We start from the raw sequence: 16914 nt of genomic DNA on the forward strand, positions 1-16914 counted from the left end.
AGGTCGGATCAACTAACTTTTTTATTAGGATGAATAAGGAAAAATACCAGAAAAAGAGCAATTGCAGATAAACTGGTAACTGTAATAAAAACGAGTTGATCAGAAATACCGACTAACCAACTAAATAGCGGTGGACCAAAAGCAACCCCTAAAAATCTTAAGCTATTGTATAATGATGTGATCATTCCCCTTTCCTTCCTAGAAACAGATCCTGTAATTAATGTGTTTATACAGGGTAATACCAAGCCCGTACCAATACTGCTCAAAGTAATAAGGGATATAAACAAGTAAATATTTTTATAAAAAAAGATAGTAAACGTTAGAGAAAGAACAGAAATCAAGAGACCAATATTCAATACCCATCGAATGATAACTCCATTTTTTTTAATTTTGCTTCCAGTAATATATGAAGTGAAAACCATCCCTAATAAAGGAATTGCTAAAATAAATCCTTTCAAAACGCCATCTATAGAATAAGGTTTATTTTCTAATAAATCTGATAAATAAAACAAAACTCCAAATAAAATAAACAAAGCCAATGAACCAACAAAGAAAGAAGTGATTAACCAACGTCCTTTCTTTTTTAATATGAACACAATTTTTTTTAGATAAGGTTTTAATTTTATAGCTTTCTTTCTCTTTTTAGGTTCTTTGATGAAAAATATGACGCCTAATAAAGAAATAAGACAAAAAACAGGAAAAGCAAAAAAAGCCGCATACCATATAATAAATGCTAGTAATGATCCAATGATCGGACTTAACACTTTACCAGTACCATTGGCAGCTTCAATCAATCCTAGAGTTTTGCTTTCCATTCCTCCTTTAAATAAGTCGCCCACTAATGCCATAGCGATAGGAGCGGTTCCTGCTGCACCTAAACCTTGGATGATACGTGCTATTAATATTAAAACATAGGATTGCCACACAGCTGCAAATCCTGCCAACACTCCTCCTAAACCGTAAACAATCAGAGAAGGAATAATGATTGATTTTCTATTGTAGCGATCGGATAAGTATCCTAATACAGGGATGAACAATCCAGCTGATACAGAAAATAAGGTGATCGTTAGACTCGTTTGAAATTGGCTTATGTTCATTACACGCTGCATATCAGGGAGGACGGGAATAATCATAGAATTACCTAAAACTAAAACAATGGGAACAGAAGATAAAGACATATATAGAAGCAAATTAACTTTAGTATGTTCAACGTTATTTTGTTCAACATTAGCGTTTTTTTTATGAATAGGGAAAGATTCAATATCACTCTCGAAAGAAATCTGCAGTTTCTTTTTTTTCGTTTTAAACATTTGATGCCTCCTTGTCAGGAATGTTTATTAAAGACACTTATGTTAATGTTCCCGCATAACTCATCAACATACGTTATAAAAATGTTGACAACAATTTAGTTTATATACTAAACTAAATTTATGAATAGAAAAAATATGGAACCATCAAACAGAAATATAGATATGGGAAGTCGTCATTTAGGGCGATTATTTATGCAATTTAAACAACTGGAACGACACCCACGTGTATTTGGTGATGCAGGTCCGTTAACACCGAGTGAAATTCATACAATAGATGCCATAAGCTGTGAAGGCGGCATTCTTATGAGTGAATTGGCTACTAGACTTAGTGTGACGAAAGGTGCTGTATCACAAATTGTGAAAAAACTTGAATCAAAACGACTTGTTCAAAGGACCCCTCATCATGAGGATTCTAGGGCTGTAATAATTTCACTCTCTGAAAAAGGATTGATGGCATTCCATGCACATCGAGAATTGCATCAAAATTTTTATAAAGAACTTAGTGATCAATTAGACGGAAATGAAATTGAAATATTTGAGAAATGCATTCAGAAGCTAACGGAGTTATTAAAAAAATAATAATAATTTTTTTTGAGGATTTAGTTTAGTAACTATACTATCTATCGAAATATTTTTTAATAAATAGTTTAGTAACTAAATTAAATTGAGGAGGTTTTCAATGTGAAGGACAAAATTATAGTTATGGGTGGATACGGACAAGTAGGTCAAATCATCAGCAAGGATCTTGGGAAGCTTTTTCCTGGAAAGGTTTTTGCAGCTGGAAGAAATTATATGAAAGCTAAAGATTTCTGCGACATGACTAAAGGAAATGTGTACCCACTTCAAGTTGATGTGAATGAAGACTTTTTATCAGACCATATGTTGAAAGAAACATCGGTAGTTGTTATGTGCTTAGATCAACAGAATACACGATTTATGGAACAGTGTTTTCAACACGATATTCATTATGTGGATATCACAGCGTCTTATGAATTTTTAACAAAAGTAAGGAACATCAGCTTGGAAAACAGTCCATTGCAATCTACCGCGGTTTTAAGTGTAGGTTTAGCCCCAGGACTGACGAATATGCTGGTCAAGCACAATGTTGAGCAAATGGATGAAGTGAATTCCGCTGATATTTACATTATGATGGGTGTGGGAGATCAGCATGGAAAAGCGGGGATAGAATGGATGATCAATAACTTGAATTCTAAATTCCCTGTAATTGAAAATGGAGCAGAAAAACAGGTAAGAAGTTTTGAAAACGGCTTAAGAACTGAGTTCCCAAATAAATTAGGACATAGAAAAGCTTTTCGTTTTAACTTTACAGATCAACATGTATTGCCGCATACGTTAGGTATTGGATCAGTATCTACCAGACTTTGCTTTGATTCCATTGTCTTGACGAATCTTATGGCATTGTTAAAAAAGGTTGGTTTTTTCCGTTTGCTTACGATAAGTTATTTACATCAACTTACACTTGTTTTGTTCGAAAAGCTGAATTTTGGCAGTGATATTTGGGTGATTAAAGTGAGTACAGAAGGATATATAGATGGTAATAAAGCAAATATAGAAACCACTCTACATGGACAAAAGGAATCATTCATTACAGGAAAAGTAGCTGCATTTGTCGCAAAGGAACTATATATAAACAAATATTCACAAGGAATTTTTCATATCGAGGAGTTGTTTCAGCCTAAGGAGCTGTTTAATGATTTGAGCTCTTACATGCAATTTGAATCCATATGATCCTTAAAAAAGAAGCTGAAGAGGTATTAATGCTTTCTTCAGCTTCTCAAATACTTAATGGTTGATCAATCCTAAAGTTTTTTGTTGGTTGTTTTCTTCAGAATCTGTCCTAGTTTTTCCAATTAAACCATAACGGATGCTGTCGACTAAAGCTTGCCAGCTAGCTTCTATAATATTTTCTGAAACACCTACTGTGCTCCAAGTATTTTCAAAATCAGATGATTCAATAAGTACACGTACTTTTGCAGCTGTAGCGTCTTTTTCATCGATCACACGTACCTTGTAATCAGATAAATGCATATTTTTAATTTCAGGATAAAACTTCTCAAGTGCTTTTCTAAGTGCATTGTCTAATGCATTTACTGGACCCGTTCCTTCTGCTGCCATATATACGAGTTCTCCGTGTACGTTCAGTTTTACAATAGCCTCTGATGCCACTGGACGATCTTTAGATTTAGCCACTAATATCTTAAATGATTCTAATGTAAAAATTTCTTCTACCTCTCCAAATGCTTTTCGCAATAATAATTCCAATGATGCGTCAGCACCTTCAAATTGATATCCTTGATGCTCCAATGTTTTTATATCATCAATGATTTTTTTCGCTTGTGCAGACTCTTTGTCAAAATCAAGATTCAATTCTTCTGCTTTAAAGATAACGTTGCTTTGACCAGCTAATTCAGAGACCAATACTCTTTGTTTATTGCCTACAAGTTTAGGAACGATATGCTCATATGTTTTAGGGTGTTTCATAATAGCAGATACATGAATGCCTCCCTTGTGTGCAAAAGCAGCTGCACCTACATAGGGTTGATTTACGGGCATGTTCATGTTAGCAATTTCACTAACATAACGAGAGACATTTGTTAATTGCGATAATTGCTCATTTGTTACGCATTGATAGTTAAGCTTTAGTTGTAAATTGGGAATGATAGAGATTAAATTTGCATTGCCGCAACGTTCACCCAATCCATTCATCGTACCTTGTACCTGTCTAGCACCTGCTTTTACAGCAGCTAAGGAATTAGCAACCGCCAACTCACAGTCGTTATGTGTATGAATCCCTATAGAAGTGGAAACTGTATTACACACCTTACTAACAATTTCAAATATCTCACTTGGCATTGAACCACCGTTTGTATCACATAATACGATCCAATCTGCACCTGCATCTTCTGCTTTTTGAATCGTAGCAAGCGCATATTCAGGATTGTTTTTATATCCATCAAAGAAATGCTCTGCATCATAAATGACTTCAAGACCTTTGCTTTTTAAATACTTAATAGAATCATATATCATTTCTAGATTTTCTTCTAAACTTGTTTGAATTGCTTTATGGACATGAAAGTCCCATGATTTTCCGAAGATGGTGGCAACTGAGACTTTTGTTTCTAAAATTCGATTTAAATTCATATCATCTTCAGCCTTTATACCTTTACGACGTGTGCTGCCAAAAGCGGTTACTTTTGCATTTTTTAAGTTAAGTTCCTTAACCCTGTTGAAAAATTCAATATCCTTATGATTGCTGCCAGGCCAACCACCTTCTATATAGTGAACACCTAATGTGTCTAATTTCCCAGCAATTTTAATTTTATCCTCAACTGATAAGCTAATTCCTTCTCCTTGAGTACCATCTCGAAGTGTAGTATCAAAAAGTTTAACAACGTTTGTCATCAGGGTCCTCCTTAATAACGTTCATAATTTAATATTGCATAATTATAACACTTTTTTATTCGGTTTTCTCCAAAAATTCCACCCAAATTTTGATAAATAAACAATTCTAAAGGTTGGACTTCACTTTTTAGGTTACTTTATGTAAAATTGTAATGTTAATATAATGATATTTTAGTTTAATAAAATAGTGGAGGATTATAAATATGTCAACAAAACCAACAAGAACACTAGAACCTGTGGCTAATCCACATCCTGATCGTGAGTATGTAGTAGAAATTAAATGTCCTGAATTTACAGCATTGTGTCCTGTAACTGGTCAGCCTGATTTTGCTACGATTACGTTTAAATATGTGCCAGGTCCATACATTGTAGAATTAAAATCATTAAAACTATATATTTGGAGCTTTCGTGATGAAGGTCATTTCCATGAAGATGTAACCAATACAATGTTAAAAGATTTCGTAAGAATGATTCAACCACGTAAATTGGAGGTCTTCGGAGAATTTGGCGTGCGCGGAGGTATTTACACAACCGTTAAAGCGGATTATGAAGAAGGCAAATAATTATTATCCAAAACAAGGTAGAGTTATCCTCCATGTGGATATGAATGCTTTTTATTGTTCAGTACATGAAGCTGAAGAGCCCGAAAAGTACAAGGGGAAACCTATTGCTGTTTCAGGTAGTACTGAACTACGAAAAGGCATTATCGTTACCTCTTCATATCCGGCTCGAAATCGAGGGATAAGAACGGGGATGAATGTCAGGGAAGCTTTACAGAAATGTCCTGAACTCATATTGATTCGCCCCGATTTTGACTTGTATAGAACTTACTCACTTCGTTTTATGGATATGGCTCGAAATTTTTCACCTTTAGTACAAGTCATGTCCATAGACGAGTGTTTTTTAGATATTACAGGGTCTAAACAGTTTGGATCTCCTATAGAGATTGCAGAAACTTTGCAGAAAAGGATTCAGTCGGAATTAGCACTTCCTTGTTCCATTGGAATTGCTCCTAATAAGCTATTAGCAAAAATGGCATCAAATATGAAAAAGCCAAACGGAATTCATATTTTAAGATTACGAGATGTACCTCAAATTTTATGGTCTAAACCATGTTCTGACTTATATGGTATTGGTGAAAGAACTGCAAAAAAATTAGAAAAGTTAAATATTTATACAATTGGGCAATTAGCGGGAGCGGATGAAGAAAAATTATTTAGCCGATTCGGAACCCAGGGAATCATGTTAATTAAGGCAGCAAATGGATTAGATGATTCACCAGTAAATCTTGAACGTGAACAAAGTAAATCAGTTGGACATACGACTACCCTTCCATTTGATTACACTCAGGAAGAAGATATTAAACGTGTGTTTTTAAATCTAGCAGATCAAGTAACAAGACGTCTTAGAAAAAAGGGGCTCATTTCCAATACGATTCAAATAACAATACGTGACCCAAATATGAAAACGATCACTCGCTCTTGTACAATTTTACAACCTACTGACCAAACAGAAACTGTGTACCATGAAGCATGTAGACTTTTTCAAAATAATTGGAAGCAAAATGAACCTGTACGATTACTAGGTATTACTTTGCAAAACCTATCATTAAAGCAAGAATCTCCTCAACAATTAGATTTATTTGAATATGAAACAGCACCTAAAAAAGAAGAGTTAATCAAAACGATGGATCAAATTCGAAATAAATTTGGAGAGGACTCATTGTTAACTGCAGGGATGTTAAGTGAAGATCCATCTGCACTAATTAGAGATCATAAACATAGAGGAACCTCATTACAGACTGACTTTCTTGATACTAACAAAGATGATAATGAGGAATGATTTAGTACATAATATTTTTATAAATCCCCAAAGATGAAACAGTTCTTTATTAACCTAATTATGAATTGTTATAAAAAGGGCACAATAAATTACTGCAAAGCAATTGAACTTTCCATTAAATTATATTATATTTGTTATGGAAAGTAATATCTTGGACTTTTTATATAAAGGGAGATGAAATCATGGCAAAGTTTACTTATGTCGATAAAGAAACTTGTATAGCTTGCGGAGCTTGCGGTGCGACTGCACCTGATATTTATGATTATGATGATGAGGGTTTGGCAGAAGTAATTTATGAAGACGACAACAACAAAGGTGTAAAAGAAATTCCTGAAGATCTTCATGACGATATGCAAGATGCAGCAGATGGTTGTCCAACAGACTCCATTCAGATTGCTGACGAACCGTTTAATAATTAATCATTTAGAACCTCTTCATTTAGAAGGGGTTTTTTAAACTTTAATAAGCTCGCCAATCGGCGAGTTTATTTATTGCACATTATTGCACATTATATTGTGAAAAAAATCACAATATAATGATTAATCTATATGATGTTAGGAAAGTTAACTTTAAGCTATTTACAAAATGAACTTCTTCAATTTATAGTAGATAGAGATATAAATGAATCATGAACGGATTATCATTTACAAAATAGAGCTGTGGAGGAAATGTTATGTTTTATAAAAAAATAGTCAAACCTATATTTTTTCAAATGGACCCTGAAAAAGCACATCACATTACTATGAATGGGATGAGTTTGGCGAATAAAATACCCGGAGCGTTGTCATTATTAAATGGGTTATATGGAGTGCCTGAAAAAAAGGAACTATCTCAAAAATTGTGGAATATACATTTTTTAAATCCAGTTGGACTAGCTGCAGGATTAGATAAAAATGGTGTAGCCATACAAGGATTTTCATCTATTGGGTTTGGTTTTATGGAAGTTGGAACGGTTACACCTAAAGGACAACCTGGAAATGAGCAGCCAAGATTATTCAGATTACCTCCAGATAAAGCACTAATAAACCGCATGGGATTTAATAACCTAGGTGTGGATTCAATGGCGGAACATTTACAAAAAGTGTATACTAAAAAAGTACCGATAGCAGTTAATATTGGAAAAAATAAAATGACTCCAAATGAAGAAGCAATAACAGATTATCGAGTATGTATTCAACGTTTGTATTCCTACGGAGATTTTTTTGTTGTGAATATTAGTTCACCGAACACACCAAACCTAAGACAACTGCAGCATGGGGAAGAATTAAATCAATTGCTTGAAGCAGTAATGGATGAAATGAACATTCAACATCAACAATCTGGAAAAGAGGCAAAACCCGTACTGGTAAAGATTGCTCCAGATTTAAGTGATGAGGAATTAGAAACAACCATACAAAGTATTTTAAAACATCAAATTTCTGGTGTCATTGCAACAAACACTACGTTATCTCGTGATGGACTTTCACATTCTCATGCTCAAGAAACAGGGGGATTAAGCGGAAAAACATTATTCCATCCTTCTACTGAAATCATTCGTAAAATTTATAAAATATCCGAAGGGAAAATTCCTATCATTGGATCAGGAGGTATTTTCACAGCTGAGGATGCGTATGAGAAAATACGAGCTGGAGCGAGTTTGGTTGAAATATATACGTCATTAATTTATAAAGGTCCATCAGTTGTACGTGAAATTAATGCTGGTTTACTTAATTTATTAAAAAATGATGGTTTTACAAATATATCTGAAGCGATTGGAGCTGAACATAAGTAAACGGAAATCATGCTTCAGACTGTTGATAAATGGAGGTATTATATGGATGGAAGGGATTGGAGGAAGTTTTTATACCCCTATGAACAATCAGTAGATGAATTGAAGGTCAAATTTAAGTCCTTACGTACCGAATTAAAGCAATTAGAAGAGTTTTCACCTATAGAATTCGTTACAGGAAGAGTAAAAAAAGTTTCCAGTATTTTAGAAAAAGCAAGGAAACTTAACGTATCTATGGATCAACTGGAAACAGGAATTGAGGATATTGCTGGAATTCGTATCATGTGTCAATTTGTAGAAGATATCGAACGGGTAGTAGAGTTAATACATGAAAGACAAGATATGGATGTAGTTTATGAGAAGGATTATGTTAACAATAATAAACCTAGTGGATATCGAAGTTATCATGTGATCGTGGAATATCCTGTGCAAACCGCACTAGGTGTAAAAAAAGTGTTGGCTGAGATTCAGATTCGTACGTTAGCAATGAATTTTTGGGCTACAATTGAACATTCATTAAACTATAAATATAAAGAAAAACTGCCAAAAGAAGTAGTAACAAGGTTGGAAAAAGCCGCAGAGGCTGCTTTTAAACTTGATGAAGAGATGTCAAGCATTCGAGAAGAAATAGTAGATGCACAAAAGGATTTTGCAACAAAATCCGATCTTGTATATAAGGTGTTAAGTGAGATACAAGTATTGTTCTTTTATAGGAGAGTGAAGGAGGCAGCAGCTTTTCAATTGAGATTCAACGAGATTTGGGAAGAAGAGGATTATCAGAGTATGTGGCAGCTTTCTGAAGAAATCCATCAAGCGCTTTCCTTAGCGAAAGGAGATCAACCTTAACTTGAGTGCTTATGATTCTTTATATGTTGAGTATATATATTATTTTAATATAGAACGTGATTATTTTGAATGTCATGAAGTGTTGGAAGAGCTGTGGTTAAATGAGGGTAGGTCCCCTATCTATCAAGGGCTTTTACAGGTTGCTGTAGCTTTACATCATTTTAACAACAATAATATTACCGGAGGAATTAAACTTTTTCGTCTTGCATTAGAGAAACTGGAGATCAATGAGAGTTTAGCAGATGAATTAGGAATTGACTTAACAAAGTTAATTGAAGATAGTAGGGTTTATCTAAATAAATTGAAACAATATGAAAATGATCCATTCGATTTTTATGACCTGGATATTATCATTACAGATACTAAATTACAACAAGAAGTTGAATACTTAAAGAAAAACCCTCCCACAAAACATGATGAAATGGATGAATAACATTGCATAGTAAAATACATAAGTATAATAATTAATGGCATCTTATATGAAGCCCAACAAAAAAACCGCATAGCGGTTTTTTTGTTGGAACTGTATCGTTTGTTTATTTATAGTCAGTTAGAAATTGTCTATATTCTTCAGATCTTGCATCATCATTAATACCACCAGCTATTATATCTTTTTGTTCTCCATTTTCATAATAAATGAGTGTTGGGGTAGATTGGATGTAATCCCACCCTTGTTCAAACTCCCATACGTTATACTGATACAAATCTACACCAACTTCTGCTGCAATTGGATTAAGTTTTGGAGTGGTATATTTACAATGAGAACATGTAGGTGAAAAGAAATAGACAAAGAAACTTTCTCCATTCGCTTTCTTCTCTTCATACTGATCAGGAAGAATAATGTTTTGGTAATTCTCGTCTGATAGTTGCTCCCTTGTTTCTGGTTTTAAATCTTTAGCTGAAGTCTGATACAATCTTTTTGCGTCTTCTTCATATTTTGCAGTAGCTTGATTTTCAGAAAGTTGATTAACGAAATATAATGATGCAATTAATACAATGACAATAGAAGAATATATTATTAGCTTCTTCATAAAACACCCCTATTCTATTTTATTTATATTATTATAATATAAATTCTGGACAGAGTGAAAGGAATCCATATTTTTGTCATTTATATGTAAATGGTAATACAATGTTTTTTTATAGTGGATAGTTCATCAATAAAATGGATAATCTATGATTGTTAAGTTTTACAATATATGTGGAGGCGATTAATTTGGTCGATGTGATGATTAGACCTGACATGAGAACATCTAATGGAGAAGTAAGTGATATTTTACTACATAATAAATATGTAGGAACATGTTCAATTGTGTATCGTGAAGGGGAAAGAATTGCGGGTGCTGTTCAGCTTGAGGAACAATCATTAGATCGATTTGAAAAAGATAGAGTAACAAGTTTTGTAAAAACTTACATTCAGTCTTTGATTGATGCGTTGCATGTGGATGAGTGTGATGTCATTGTAAGTTACAGTGATTACGATCATGTTATTGCAACAGAAGGAAATGTGGGAGAAATAGAAGAGATCATTGAAGTAGATGAATACTTTAATGACAACGAAAATGAGCAAGACATACTTGAGTTCTCAGATGATGAAAATGAGAACACTCAAGGATATGAACTGATGATTGTAGGGGAAAGAAAAAATGCGGTAGAATATCATGTTTACAATGAGAATAAACAATGGATTGCAGAAGCGTTTATGAGTATATTTGGGACAGATGTAGTTGGAGAAGTGAGTTGGCTTAGAGAACCAACAGAAGATGAGTTAAATGACGTAACAGAATTGATCATCTCCGATTTTGATGAGGATGAGATGGATACTTTTATGATTGATATGACTTATCAAGGTCAGCTGCTAGAAACACTTGAACTTACACATGAGGAATTACTTGAAGATACAGAATATACAATAGCTTCAGATGATGCAGATGATGACTTTAATATTGTACTTACAAGAGATGATAATGAAATATTAACTTATGATATTTATAGGTCATTGAATCAAGGTGAGCTTCCATTTGGAAGAGCTACTATTGATATTAGTGAATTAGAAGTTGTGGGTTCTATTGATGTAATCGATCCAGGAATTCCAGAAGAAAGAGAACAAATTGCAGCATCATTGATGCAGGAAATTGATAAGATATGTGACTATAATAGCTTTAATCTTACAATGATGTATCAAAATAAACCCATTGATGAGATTATGTTAGAAAATGACCAATTTCATTAATAGTAATCAACATAATAGATCTCACTTAACCTGAGCAAATGTTACTTTCTGTCACTTTGAAACTCGCCAATCGGCGAGTTTTTTTGAAAACTTAAGAATTTATAAAATTTCAAATTCTAAGTTTCAACAAAAACTACCTCTAAAGAAAACTCGATGATTGGCAAGTCTAGACGAAGGCAGAATCGTTATTGCCCTTATACTATCTACATTTTAATTATTTAATTTATGATAGTGTAAAGAAGTATTCGGCTACCTCCTCGAGAGACTCCGATAGGAGTTTTTGTTCATCAGAAACTTTTACCAATATTCATGCCATAATTCATATGATATTCTAAAAAAAACTACAATAAAAAAATGTTACAGGCTGTTAAAAGAATGTTATGATATAATATGTTTGAATTTTTAAGATAAGGGATGAAAGTCATGAGTTATGAAATACCAAAAAAAGTACAGCTTTTGGGTACAGATATACAAAAAGAACAGTTGAAATATCACACAAAAAAAGTATTGGTTTCTAAAGAATTTACATTTGATAGTGCACATCATTTACACTGTTATGAAGGGAAATGTCAAAGTCTACATGGGCATACATATCGATTGCAGGTCATCATGTTAGGTCGAACTGACGAGAGAGGCATTGTCATAGATTTTGCAGATATAAAAAAAATAACAAAAGAAAAAGTAATAGACCCATTAGATCATAAATATTTAAATGATGTATTGCCACCAATGAATACTACGGCTGAAAATATGGTCGTTTGGATATATGAACAAATTAAAGAAGCTCTGATCGATGAAGGATGGTCACCAGAAGTGATTTTAGAAGAAATTCGTCTTTGGGAAACACCAACTAGCTATGCCTCTGTGACAAGAGCATTAATGGAGGAATGATTATGAATGAAATCAAACTTCCTATGGTTGAAATTTTTGAGACGGTGGAAGGTGAGGGGACTGGAGCAGGTTTTCCTACCATATTTGTCCGTCTTTTTGGTTGTAATTTAAGATGTACTTGGTGTGACACTCCCTATAGCTATCCACCAGAAAAAGCTGAGAAAGTAATGAGTATTGAAGAGATTGTGAATGAAGTTCGTACATATTCTTCACATCAAATTTGCCTGACAGGTGGAGAGCCATTATTATATGGAGATCATTCATTGAAACTGATAGAAGAATTAGTTAAATTAGAACAAATTAAAGACATTCATATTGAAACAAACGGAGCCATAGACTTGCAACCATTTATAAATCAAATAACATCTTCAAAAGTTAGATATGTAATGGATTATAAATTGCCTGACTCTGGTGAAATGGAAAAAATGGATGTGAAAAACCTTGAGTTACTGCGTAAACAAGATGAATTAAAATTCGTTATAGGTAGTGAACAAGATTTTTTCACAGCGAAGCAATTATTGGATACGAACCAAACAGAAGCATTACCTTTATTTAGTCCTGTTTGGGAAACGATGCCGCCTCAAAAATTAGTGGAAATGATGTTAGAACATAAATGTTCTCATATTAAGTTGAATTTACAATTGCATAAAATCATTTGGGATCCAGCTATGAGAGGTGTATAGTTACAGTCCAGATTTGGGATCTGAAACATAATTTTTTGTACGCATTTACAATTTAAACAATGAGGTGTAACAATGAACAAAAAAGCAGTAATTATTTTAAGTGGTGGATTAGATAGTACAACCTGTATGGGAATTGCAAAGGATCAAGGTTACGATTTATATCCAATCACGTTTGATTACGGACAGAGGCATAATATTGAAATTGAAAAGTCAAAAAAAGTCGCAGATTATTATGGTGTTAGAGATAAACAAAAAATCATTCCATTATCTTTTTTAAAAGATTTTGGTGGCAGTGCCTTGACAGATGATAATTTGGAAGTACCAGATGTAGTAACATCAGATGCATCAGCTGCTGAGTCCTCAGACATTCCAATTACTTATGTGCCTGGGCGTAATTTATTGTTTTTATCTATCGCTACCTCTTATGCTGAAGTTTTAGAAGCAGATGCGATTTTTATTGGTGTAAATGCGCTTGATTATAGCGGCTATCCAGATTGCAGGCCAGAGTTCATAGGTAAAATGGAAGAAGTTATTTCTTTAGCTACTAAGGTTGGGGTAGAAGGTCATAAAGTAAAAATAGAAACACCACTCATTTCTTGGAGCAAAGCTGAGATTATAAAAGAAGGTTTAAAAATAGATGTACCTTATCATCTAACTACTTCTTGTTACAATGGAGAAGAAGAGGCTTGTGGTACATGTGATAGTTGCCGTTTACGTTTAAAAGGTTTTGAAGAAGCGGGTTCTAAAGATCCTATTCCTTATGTTTTATAATATAATCCTTAATATATCTTTAAATAAAGCCTCAACTGAAAAGTAATATTAAATAGGTATTTAGTTTGAAAAAATTGATCCAAAAATATTTTGCGACAGACTCCCACCGCTATAGGTGGTATCTTCAAATCCGGTGGAGTAGAGCCTCCATCTGATTTCTTGATGTTTAAGCTTTGCTTAAACGAGTTCATTTTTAGATTTATTATGTATTCAGATTGAAATATTGAATAATAGACCAACATAAGGACCTCCTAAATCTCTAGCAACTAGTGATTTGAAGGTTCTTTCTTTATTTTAATTTATTTAATTAGCAGATATTTGTTGAACTGCCACCTTTATAGCCATTCTGACTCTTCATAAGCTCCAATTTAGAGGGAATAAATGGTCTTAATCCATGTTTTTAAGCGTTCTATATCATAATAGAGGTATTTCATGGTCTTAAATCATAAATATTTCATGAAATTAAGCCAAATGTTACGAAAAACAGCTAAATAAGACCATCAATTCCCGTTAATTTATTTTTTTTAGAAAAATCATTAAAATAAGACCACGAATTCCCGTTAATTATTTCGAAATCATCATGTTTGTTAATTCAAATCATTACTTCAATAGGTCTATGAGCAATATTTAGATATATTAAATAAATAATTCCATATTTTTTTATTTCATATCAGGAATTTAAACTAGTAAGTAAATGAGAGAATATGAAAGCTATTTAAACATAGACGTACAATAAATCGCTTACATGGTAGATTGATAGCATAGATCATTAGTAGAAATGTGTGTATAATTTGTATTTGTGAAAATCGGGTGACATTCGTTAGGCGAAAGTCAAAAACTAACAAATTTATCAGAAAAGAGGCAATGATTTGAACTTACAACAAACGTGGAAAGATTCATGGTTCTCGAATGTTAGAGGTGACGTTTTATCAGGAATGACAGTAGCCTTGGCATTAATACCTGAAGCGATAGCATTTTCTATTATTGCTGGTGTAGATCCAATGGTTGGATTATATGCATCGTTTTGTATCGCAGTAGTCATTGCATTCGTAGGTGGAAGACCAGGGATGATATCAGCAGCAACAGGTGCAATGGCATTATTAATGGTTACTTTAGTAGCAGAACATGGATTACAATATTTATTGGCAGCCACAATTTTAACTGGTATTATACAATTTTTAATGGGAATATTTAAATTAGGACGATTTGTTACTTTTATACCACAATCAGTAGTTATTGGTTTTGTGAATGCTTTAGCGATATTAATATTTATGGCTCAGCTTCCTCATTTTGTTGGGGAATCATGGCAAATGTACGCTATTGTTGCAGGTACGTTAGCCATCATATATATTTTACCTAGATTTACTAAAGCTATACCATCAGCTTTAGTGGCAATTATTGTGATGTCTATAGTGGTTATATTTAGTGGACTACAGATGAGAACGGTTGGAGATATGGGTAAAATAACATCAGAATTGCCTATATTTTTAATTCCTAATATACCTTTAAATTTAGAAACTTTAATGATTATTCTTCCTTATTCATTTCCACTTGCCCTAGTTGGAATTTTAGAATCATTGCTTACTGCAACGATCGTAGATGAAATGACGGAAACAAAAAGTGATAAAAACAAAGAAATTAGAGGCCAAGGTATTGCAAACTTTATCACTGGATTTTTTGGTGGTATGGCGGGTTGTGCGATGATAGGCCAATCCGTAATTAATGTTAAATCAGGTGGAAAAGGCAGGTTATCTGCACTAGTTGCTGGTGTGTTTCTACTGTTCCTTATCTTAGTATTAGGTGATGTTGTAGCTATGATTCCAATGGCAGCGTTAGTGGGTGTCATGATTATGGTTTCCATTGGTACATTTGATTGGCAATCGCTTAGAGAATTAAATAGAATACCTCGTAGTGATGCAGTTGTTATGATTGTAACTGTTGCTATCGTAGTAGTAACGCATGATTTAGCTAAAGGAGTCATTGCAGGGGTTATTTTAAGTGCATTGAATTTTGGCTGGCGTATGAGTCAAATTAAAACGAAGGTATCGATAGAGAATAATACGAAAACATATACTGTTACAGGTCAGTTATTTTTCGGAACAATGACACATTTTGTAGATTTGTTTGATGTAAACAACGACCCAGATCATATTATAATTGACTTCGGTCAGTCCCATGTTTGGGATCATTCAGCAGTTACAGCAATATCAAAAGTAATTATGAAATATCAACAATTAGATAAAAAAGTATCTATTGAAGGATTGAATGAAGAGAGCAAGGCAATCATTGAACAAGTCGGTCTGAGTTCTTCATCCAGTCATTAATAATGCTAGAACTTATTTATAAACAGAAAACAACCTTTCACTTGTGGAGTTGGTTGTTTTTTGTTTATATTCATGGAATGCTTTAAGAATTATTTTACGATCATTACTGGACAATGGGCATCATGTGCTACTTGATGACTTACACTTCCTAATAACATCTCACCAAGGGAATTTAAACCTCGGCTTCCGATGATAATGAGATCAAAGTTCCCTTTATGGGCTCGTTCAACAATTTCATCAGGAGCTTCTCCTAAAGCTACTTCAAACAAATATTCTACTTGTGCATTCTTAAACTTTTTCTCTACGGAATGTAAAATATGATGTGCTTCTTCCTTTAAAATAGCTTGTACATCAAAGTTCGAGTGGATTAATTTAGCTCTTGATGGAGCTTTTGATGCCACATGAAATAGAGTGATTGTTGCATTAGAAAGTTCTTTCATTAAATCAATAGCTGAATCTGCTGCACGTTTAGCGTGTTCTGAACCATCAATAGCTAACATAATTTTATTAAACATTTCGAATTCACCTTTATTATTTGATAATGTCATTATATTCAATTTCAGACCTGTATTCCATATATTTCAATATATAGTCAAAGAAAATTCACGCATTAAAGGTTTAAGTAAAATGTAATTTTAAAATAAAGTTGCACCATTTATAAAAAAGTGAATCGATTAAAAAAATTAAATCGCTTAAAAAAATTTTACAGAAATATCTGTAGGTTTAAAATAGATTCATAATATTGAGTATAGATGGTCAACCTCATGAATTAGAATGTAATTTATGGAGCTCTTAAAAAATAGGTGTTCATTTTTCGTGTACT

17 protein-coding genes are annotated in these 16914 nt (G+C 33.3%); 13 read left to right on the forward strand and 4 right to left on the reverse strand.

The features are described 5' to 3' along the window. Window positions 1-8: 8 nt before the first annotated feature. Window positions 9-1310, reverse strand: coding sequence for an MFS transporter (locus tag VQL36_RS06060; RefSeq protein ID WP_349248447.1), 1302 nt, complete (start codon window positions 1308-1310; stop codon window positions 9-11). Window positions 1311-1430: 120 nt separating this feature from the next. Between VQL36_RS06060 and VQL36_RS06065 the strand changes: the two genes are divergently transcribed. Further along, the gene (locus VQL36_RS06065; protein WP_349248448.1) at window positions 1431-1889 is read left to right on the forward strand and encodes a MarR family transcriptional regulator; all 459 of its coding nucleotides are present in this window, start codon (window positions 1431-1433) and stop codon (window positions 1887-1889) included. Window positions 1890-1991: 102 nt separating this feature from the next. Beyond that, window positions 1992-3059 carry a saccharopine dehydrogenase family protein gene (locus VQL36_RS06070; RefSeq protein ID WP_349248449.1) on the forward strand — a complete coding sequence of 356 codons (1068 nt, stop codon included), beginning with the start codon at window positions 1992-1994 and terminating at the stop codon, window positions 3057-3059. 54 nt (window positions 3060-3113) lie between these two features. Here VQL36_RS06070 and cimA read toward each other — a convergent pair whose 3' ends face one another. Further along, the gene (gene cimA / locus VQL36_RS06075; protein ID WP_349248450.1) at window positions 3114-4733 is read right to left on the reverse strand and encodes a citramalate synthase; all 1620 of its coding nucleotides are present in this window, start codon (window positions 4731-4733) and stop codon (window positions 3114-3116) included. Between the two features lie 203 nt (window positions 4734-4936). On the opposite strand from cimA, the gene queF reads away from it, so the two are divergent. The 6 genes from queF to VQL36_RS06105 all read left to right on the forward strand — a co-directional run bounded on the left by queF (window position 4937) and on the right by VQL36_RS06105 (window position 9622). Beyond that, window positions 4937-5296, forward strand: a complete 360-nt coding sequence (queF, locus tag VQL36_RS06080; protein WP_349248451.1) for a preQ(1) synthase — start codon at window positions 4937-4939, stop codon at window positions 5294-5296. Further along, window positions 5280-6575, forward strand: coding sequence for a DNA polymerase IV (locus tag VQL36_RS06085; protein WP_349248452.1), 1296 nt, complete (start codon window positions 5280-5282; stop codon window positions 6573-6575). The genes queF and VQL36_RS06085 overlap by 17 nt, the downstream gene beginning before the upstream one ends. A 182-nt stretch (window positions 6576-6757) precedes the next feature. After that, window positions 6758-6994 carry a ferredoxin gene (locus VQL36_RS06090; RefSeq protein ID WP_349248453.1) on the forward strand — a complete coding sequence of 79 codons (237 nt, stop codon included), beginning with the start codon at window positions 6758-6760 and terminating at the stop codon, window positions 6992-6994. Between the two features lie 254 nt (window positions 6995-7248). Beyond that, entirely contained in the window at window positions 7249-8346 is a 1098-nt protein-coding gene (locus VQL36_RS06095; RefSeq protein ID WP_349248454.1) for a quinone-dependent dihydroorotate dehydrogenase, read from the forward strand. A 42-nt stretch (window positions 8347-8388) separates the two neighbouring features. Beyond that, window positions 8389-9189: a GTP pyrophosphokinase family protein gene (locus tag VQL36_RS06100; RefSeq protein ID WP_349248455.1), complete on the forward strand. Its 801-nt coding sequence runs from the start codon at window positions 8389-8391 to the stop codon at window positions 9187-9189. 1 nt (window position 9190) lies between these two features. Beyond that, window positions 9191-9622 (forward strand): DUF309 domain-containing protein, encoded by a 432-nt coding sequence (locus VQL36_RS06105; RefSeq protein ID WP_349248456.1) that lies wholly within the window; start codon window positions 9191-9193, stop codon window positions 9620-9622. A gap of 103 nt (window positions 9623-9725) precedes the next feature. Here VQL36_RS06105 and VQL36_RS06110 read toward each other — a convergent pair whose 3' ends face one another. Next, complete coding sequence (locus VQL36_RS06110; protein ID WP_349248457.1) at window positions 9726-10220, reverse strand: thioredoxin family protein; 495 nt, start codon at window positions 10218-10220, stop codon at window positions 9726-9728. A gap of 185 nt (window positions 10221-10405) precedes the next feature. On the opposite strand from VQL36_RS06110, the gene VQL36_RS06115 reads away from it, so the two are divergent. From VQL36_RS06115 to VQL36_RS06135, 5 genes are all read left to right on the forward strand, one after another. Continuing rightward, a complete protein-coding gene (locus VQL36_RS06115) occupies window positions 10406-11422 on the forward strand; it encodes a hypothetical protein (protein ID WP_349248458.1) in 1017 nt (338 codons plus the stop codon). Window positions 11423-11845: 423 nt separating this feature from the next. Next, window positions 11846-12313, forward strand: a complete 468-nt coding sequence (gene queD / locus VQL36_RS06120) for a 6-carboxytetrahydropterin synthase QueD (RefSeq protein WP_349248459.1) — start codon at window positions 11846-11848, stop codon at window positions 12311-12313. A 2-nt stretch (window positions 12314-12315) separates the two neighbouring features. After that, on the forward strand, window positions 12316-12996 hold the full coding sequence (locus tag VQL36_RS06125) for a 7-carboxy-7-deazaguanine synthase QueE (protein WP_349248460.1): 681 nt from the start codon (window positions 12316-12318) through the stop codon (window positions 12994-12996). 72 nt (window positions 12997-13068) lie between these two features. After that, a complete protein-coding gene (queC, locus tag VQL36_RS06130; protein WP_349248461.1) occupies window positions 13069-13767 on the forward strand; it encodes a 7-cyano-7-deazaguanine synthase QueC in 699 nt (232 codons plus the stop codon). An 869-nt stretch (window positions 13768-14636) separates the two neighbouring features. After that, on the forward strand, window positions 14637-16091 hold the full coding sequence (locus VQL36_RS06135) for a SulP family inorganic anion transporter (RefSeq protein ID WP_349248462.1): 1455 nt from the start codon (window positions 14637-14639) through the stop codon (window positions 16089-16091). 89 nt (window positions 16092-16180) lie between these two features. Here the strand turns inward: VQL36_RS06135 and VQL36_RS06140 are convergent, their stop codons facing one another. Further along, window positions 16181-16606, reverse strand: coding sequence for a universal stress protein (locus tag VQL36_RS06140; protein WP_349248463.1), 426 nt, complete (start codon window positions 16604-16606; stop codon window positions 16181-16183). Window positions 16607-16914 lie beyond the last annotated feature (308 nt).

This window comes from Chengkuizengella sp. SCS-71B, assembly GCF_040100845.1.
Lineage (GTDB): Bacteria > Bacillota > Bacilli > Paenibacillales > KCTC-33759 > Chengkuizengella.

Excerpts from the sequence above, each read along its gene's own strand:
- VQL36_RS06060 (WP_349248447.1), bottom strand. The coding sequence starts at position 1,310 with ATGTTTAAAACGAAAAAAAAGAAACTGCAGATTTCTTTCGAGAGTGAT.
- VQL36_RS06065 (WP_349248448.1), top strand. The coding sequence starts at position 1,431 with ATGAATAGAAAAAATATGGAACCATCAAACAGAAATATAGATATGGGA.
- cimA (WP_349248450.1), bottom strand. The coding sequence starts at position 4,733 with ATGACAAACGTTGTTAAACTTTTTGATACTACACTTCGAGATGGTACT.
- queF (WP_349248451.1), top strand. The coding sequence starts at position 4,937 with ATGTCAACAAAACCAACAAGAACACTAGAACCTGTGGCTAATCCACAT.
- VQL36_RS06085 (WP_349248452.1), top strand. The coding sequence starts at position 5,280 with ATGAAGAAGGCAAATAATTATTATCCAAAACAAGGTAGAGTTATCCTC.
- VQL36_RS06090 (WP_349248453.1), top strand. The coding sequence starts at position 6,758 with ATGGCAAAGTTTACTTATGTCGATAAAGAAACTTGTATAGCTTGCGGA.
- VQL36_RS06095 (WP_349248454.1), top strand. The coding sequence starts at position 7,249 with ATGTTTTATAAAAAAATAGTCAAACCTATATTTTTTCAAATGGACCCT.
- VQL36_RS06100 (WP_349248455.1), top strand. The coding sequence starts at position 8,389 with ATGGATGGAAGGGATTGGAGGAAGTTTTTATACCCCTATGAACAATCA.
- VQL36_RS06110 (WP_349248457.1), bottom strand. The coding sequence starts at position 10,220 with ATGAAGAAGCTAATAATATATTCTTCTATTGTCATTGTATTAATTGCA.
- queD (WP_349248459.1), top strand. The coding sequence starts at position 11,846 with ATGAGTTATGAAATACCAAAAAAAGTACAGCTTTTGGGTACAGATATA.
- VQL36_RS06125 (WP_349248460.1), top strand. The coding sequence starts at position 12,316 with ATGAATGAAATCAAACTTCCTATGGTTGAAATTTTTGAGACGGTGGAA.
- queC (WP_349248461.1), top strand. The coding sequence starts at position 13,069 with ATGAACAAAAAAGCAGTAATTATTTTAAGTGGTGGATTAGATAGTACA.
- VQL36_RS06140 (WP_349248463.1), bottom strand. The coding sequence starts at position 16,606 with ATGTTTAATAAAATTATGTTAGCTATTGATGGTTCAGAACACGCTAAA.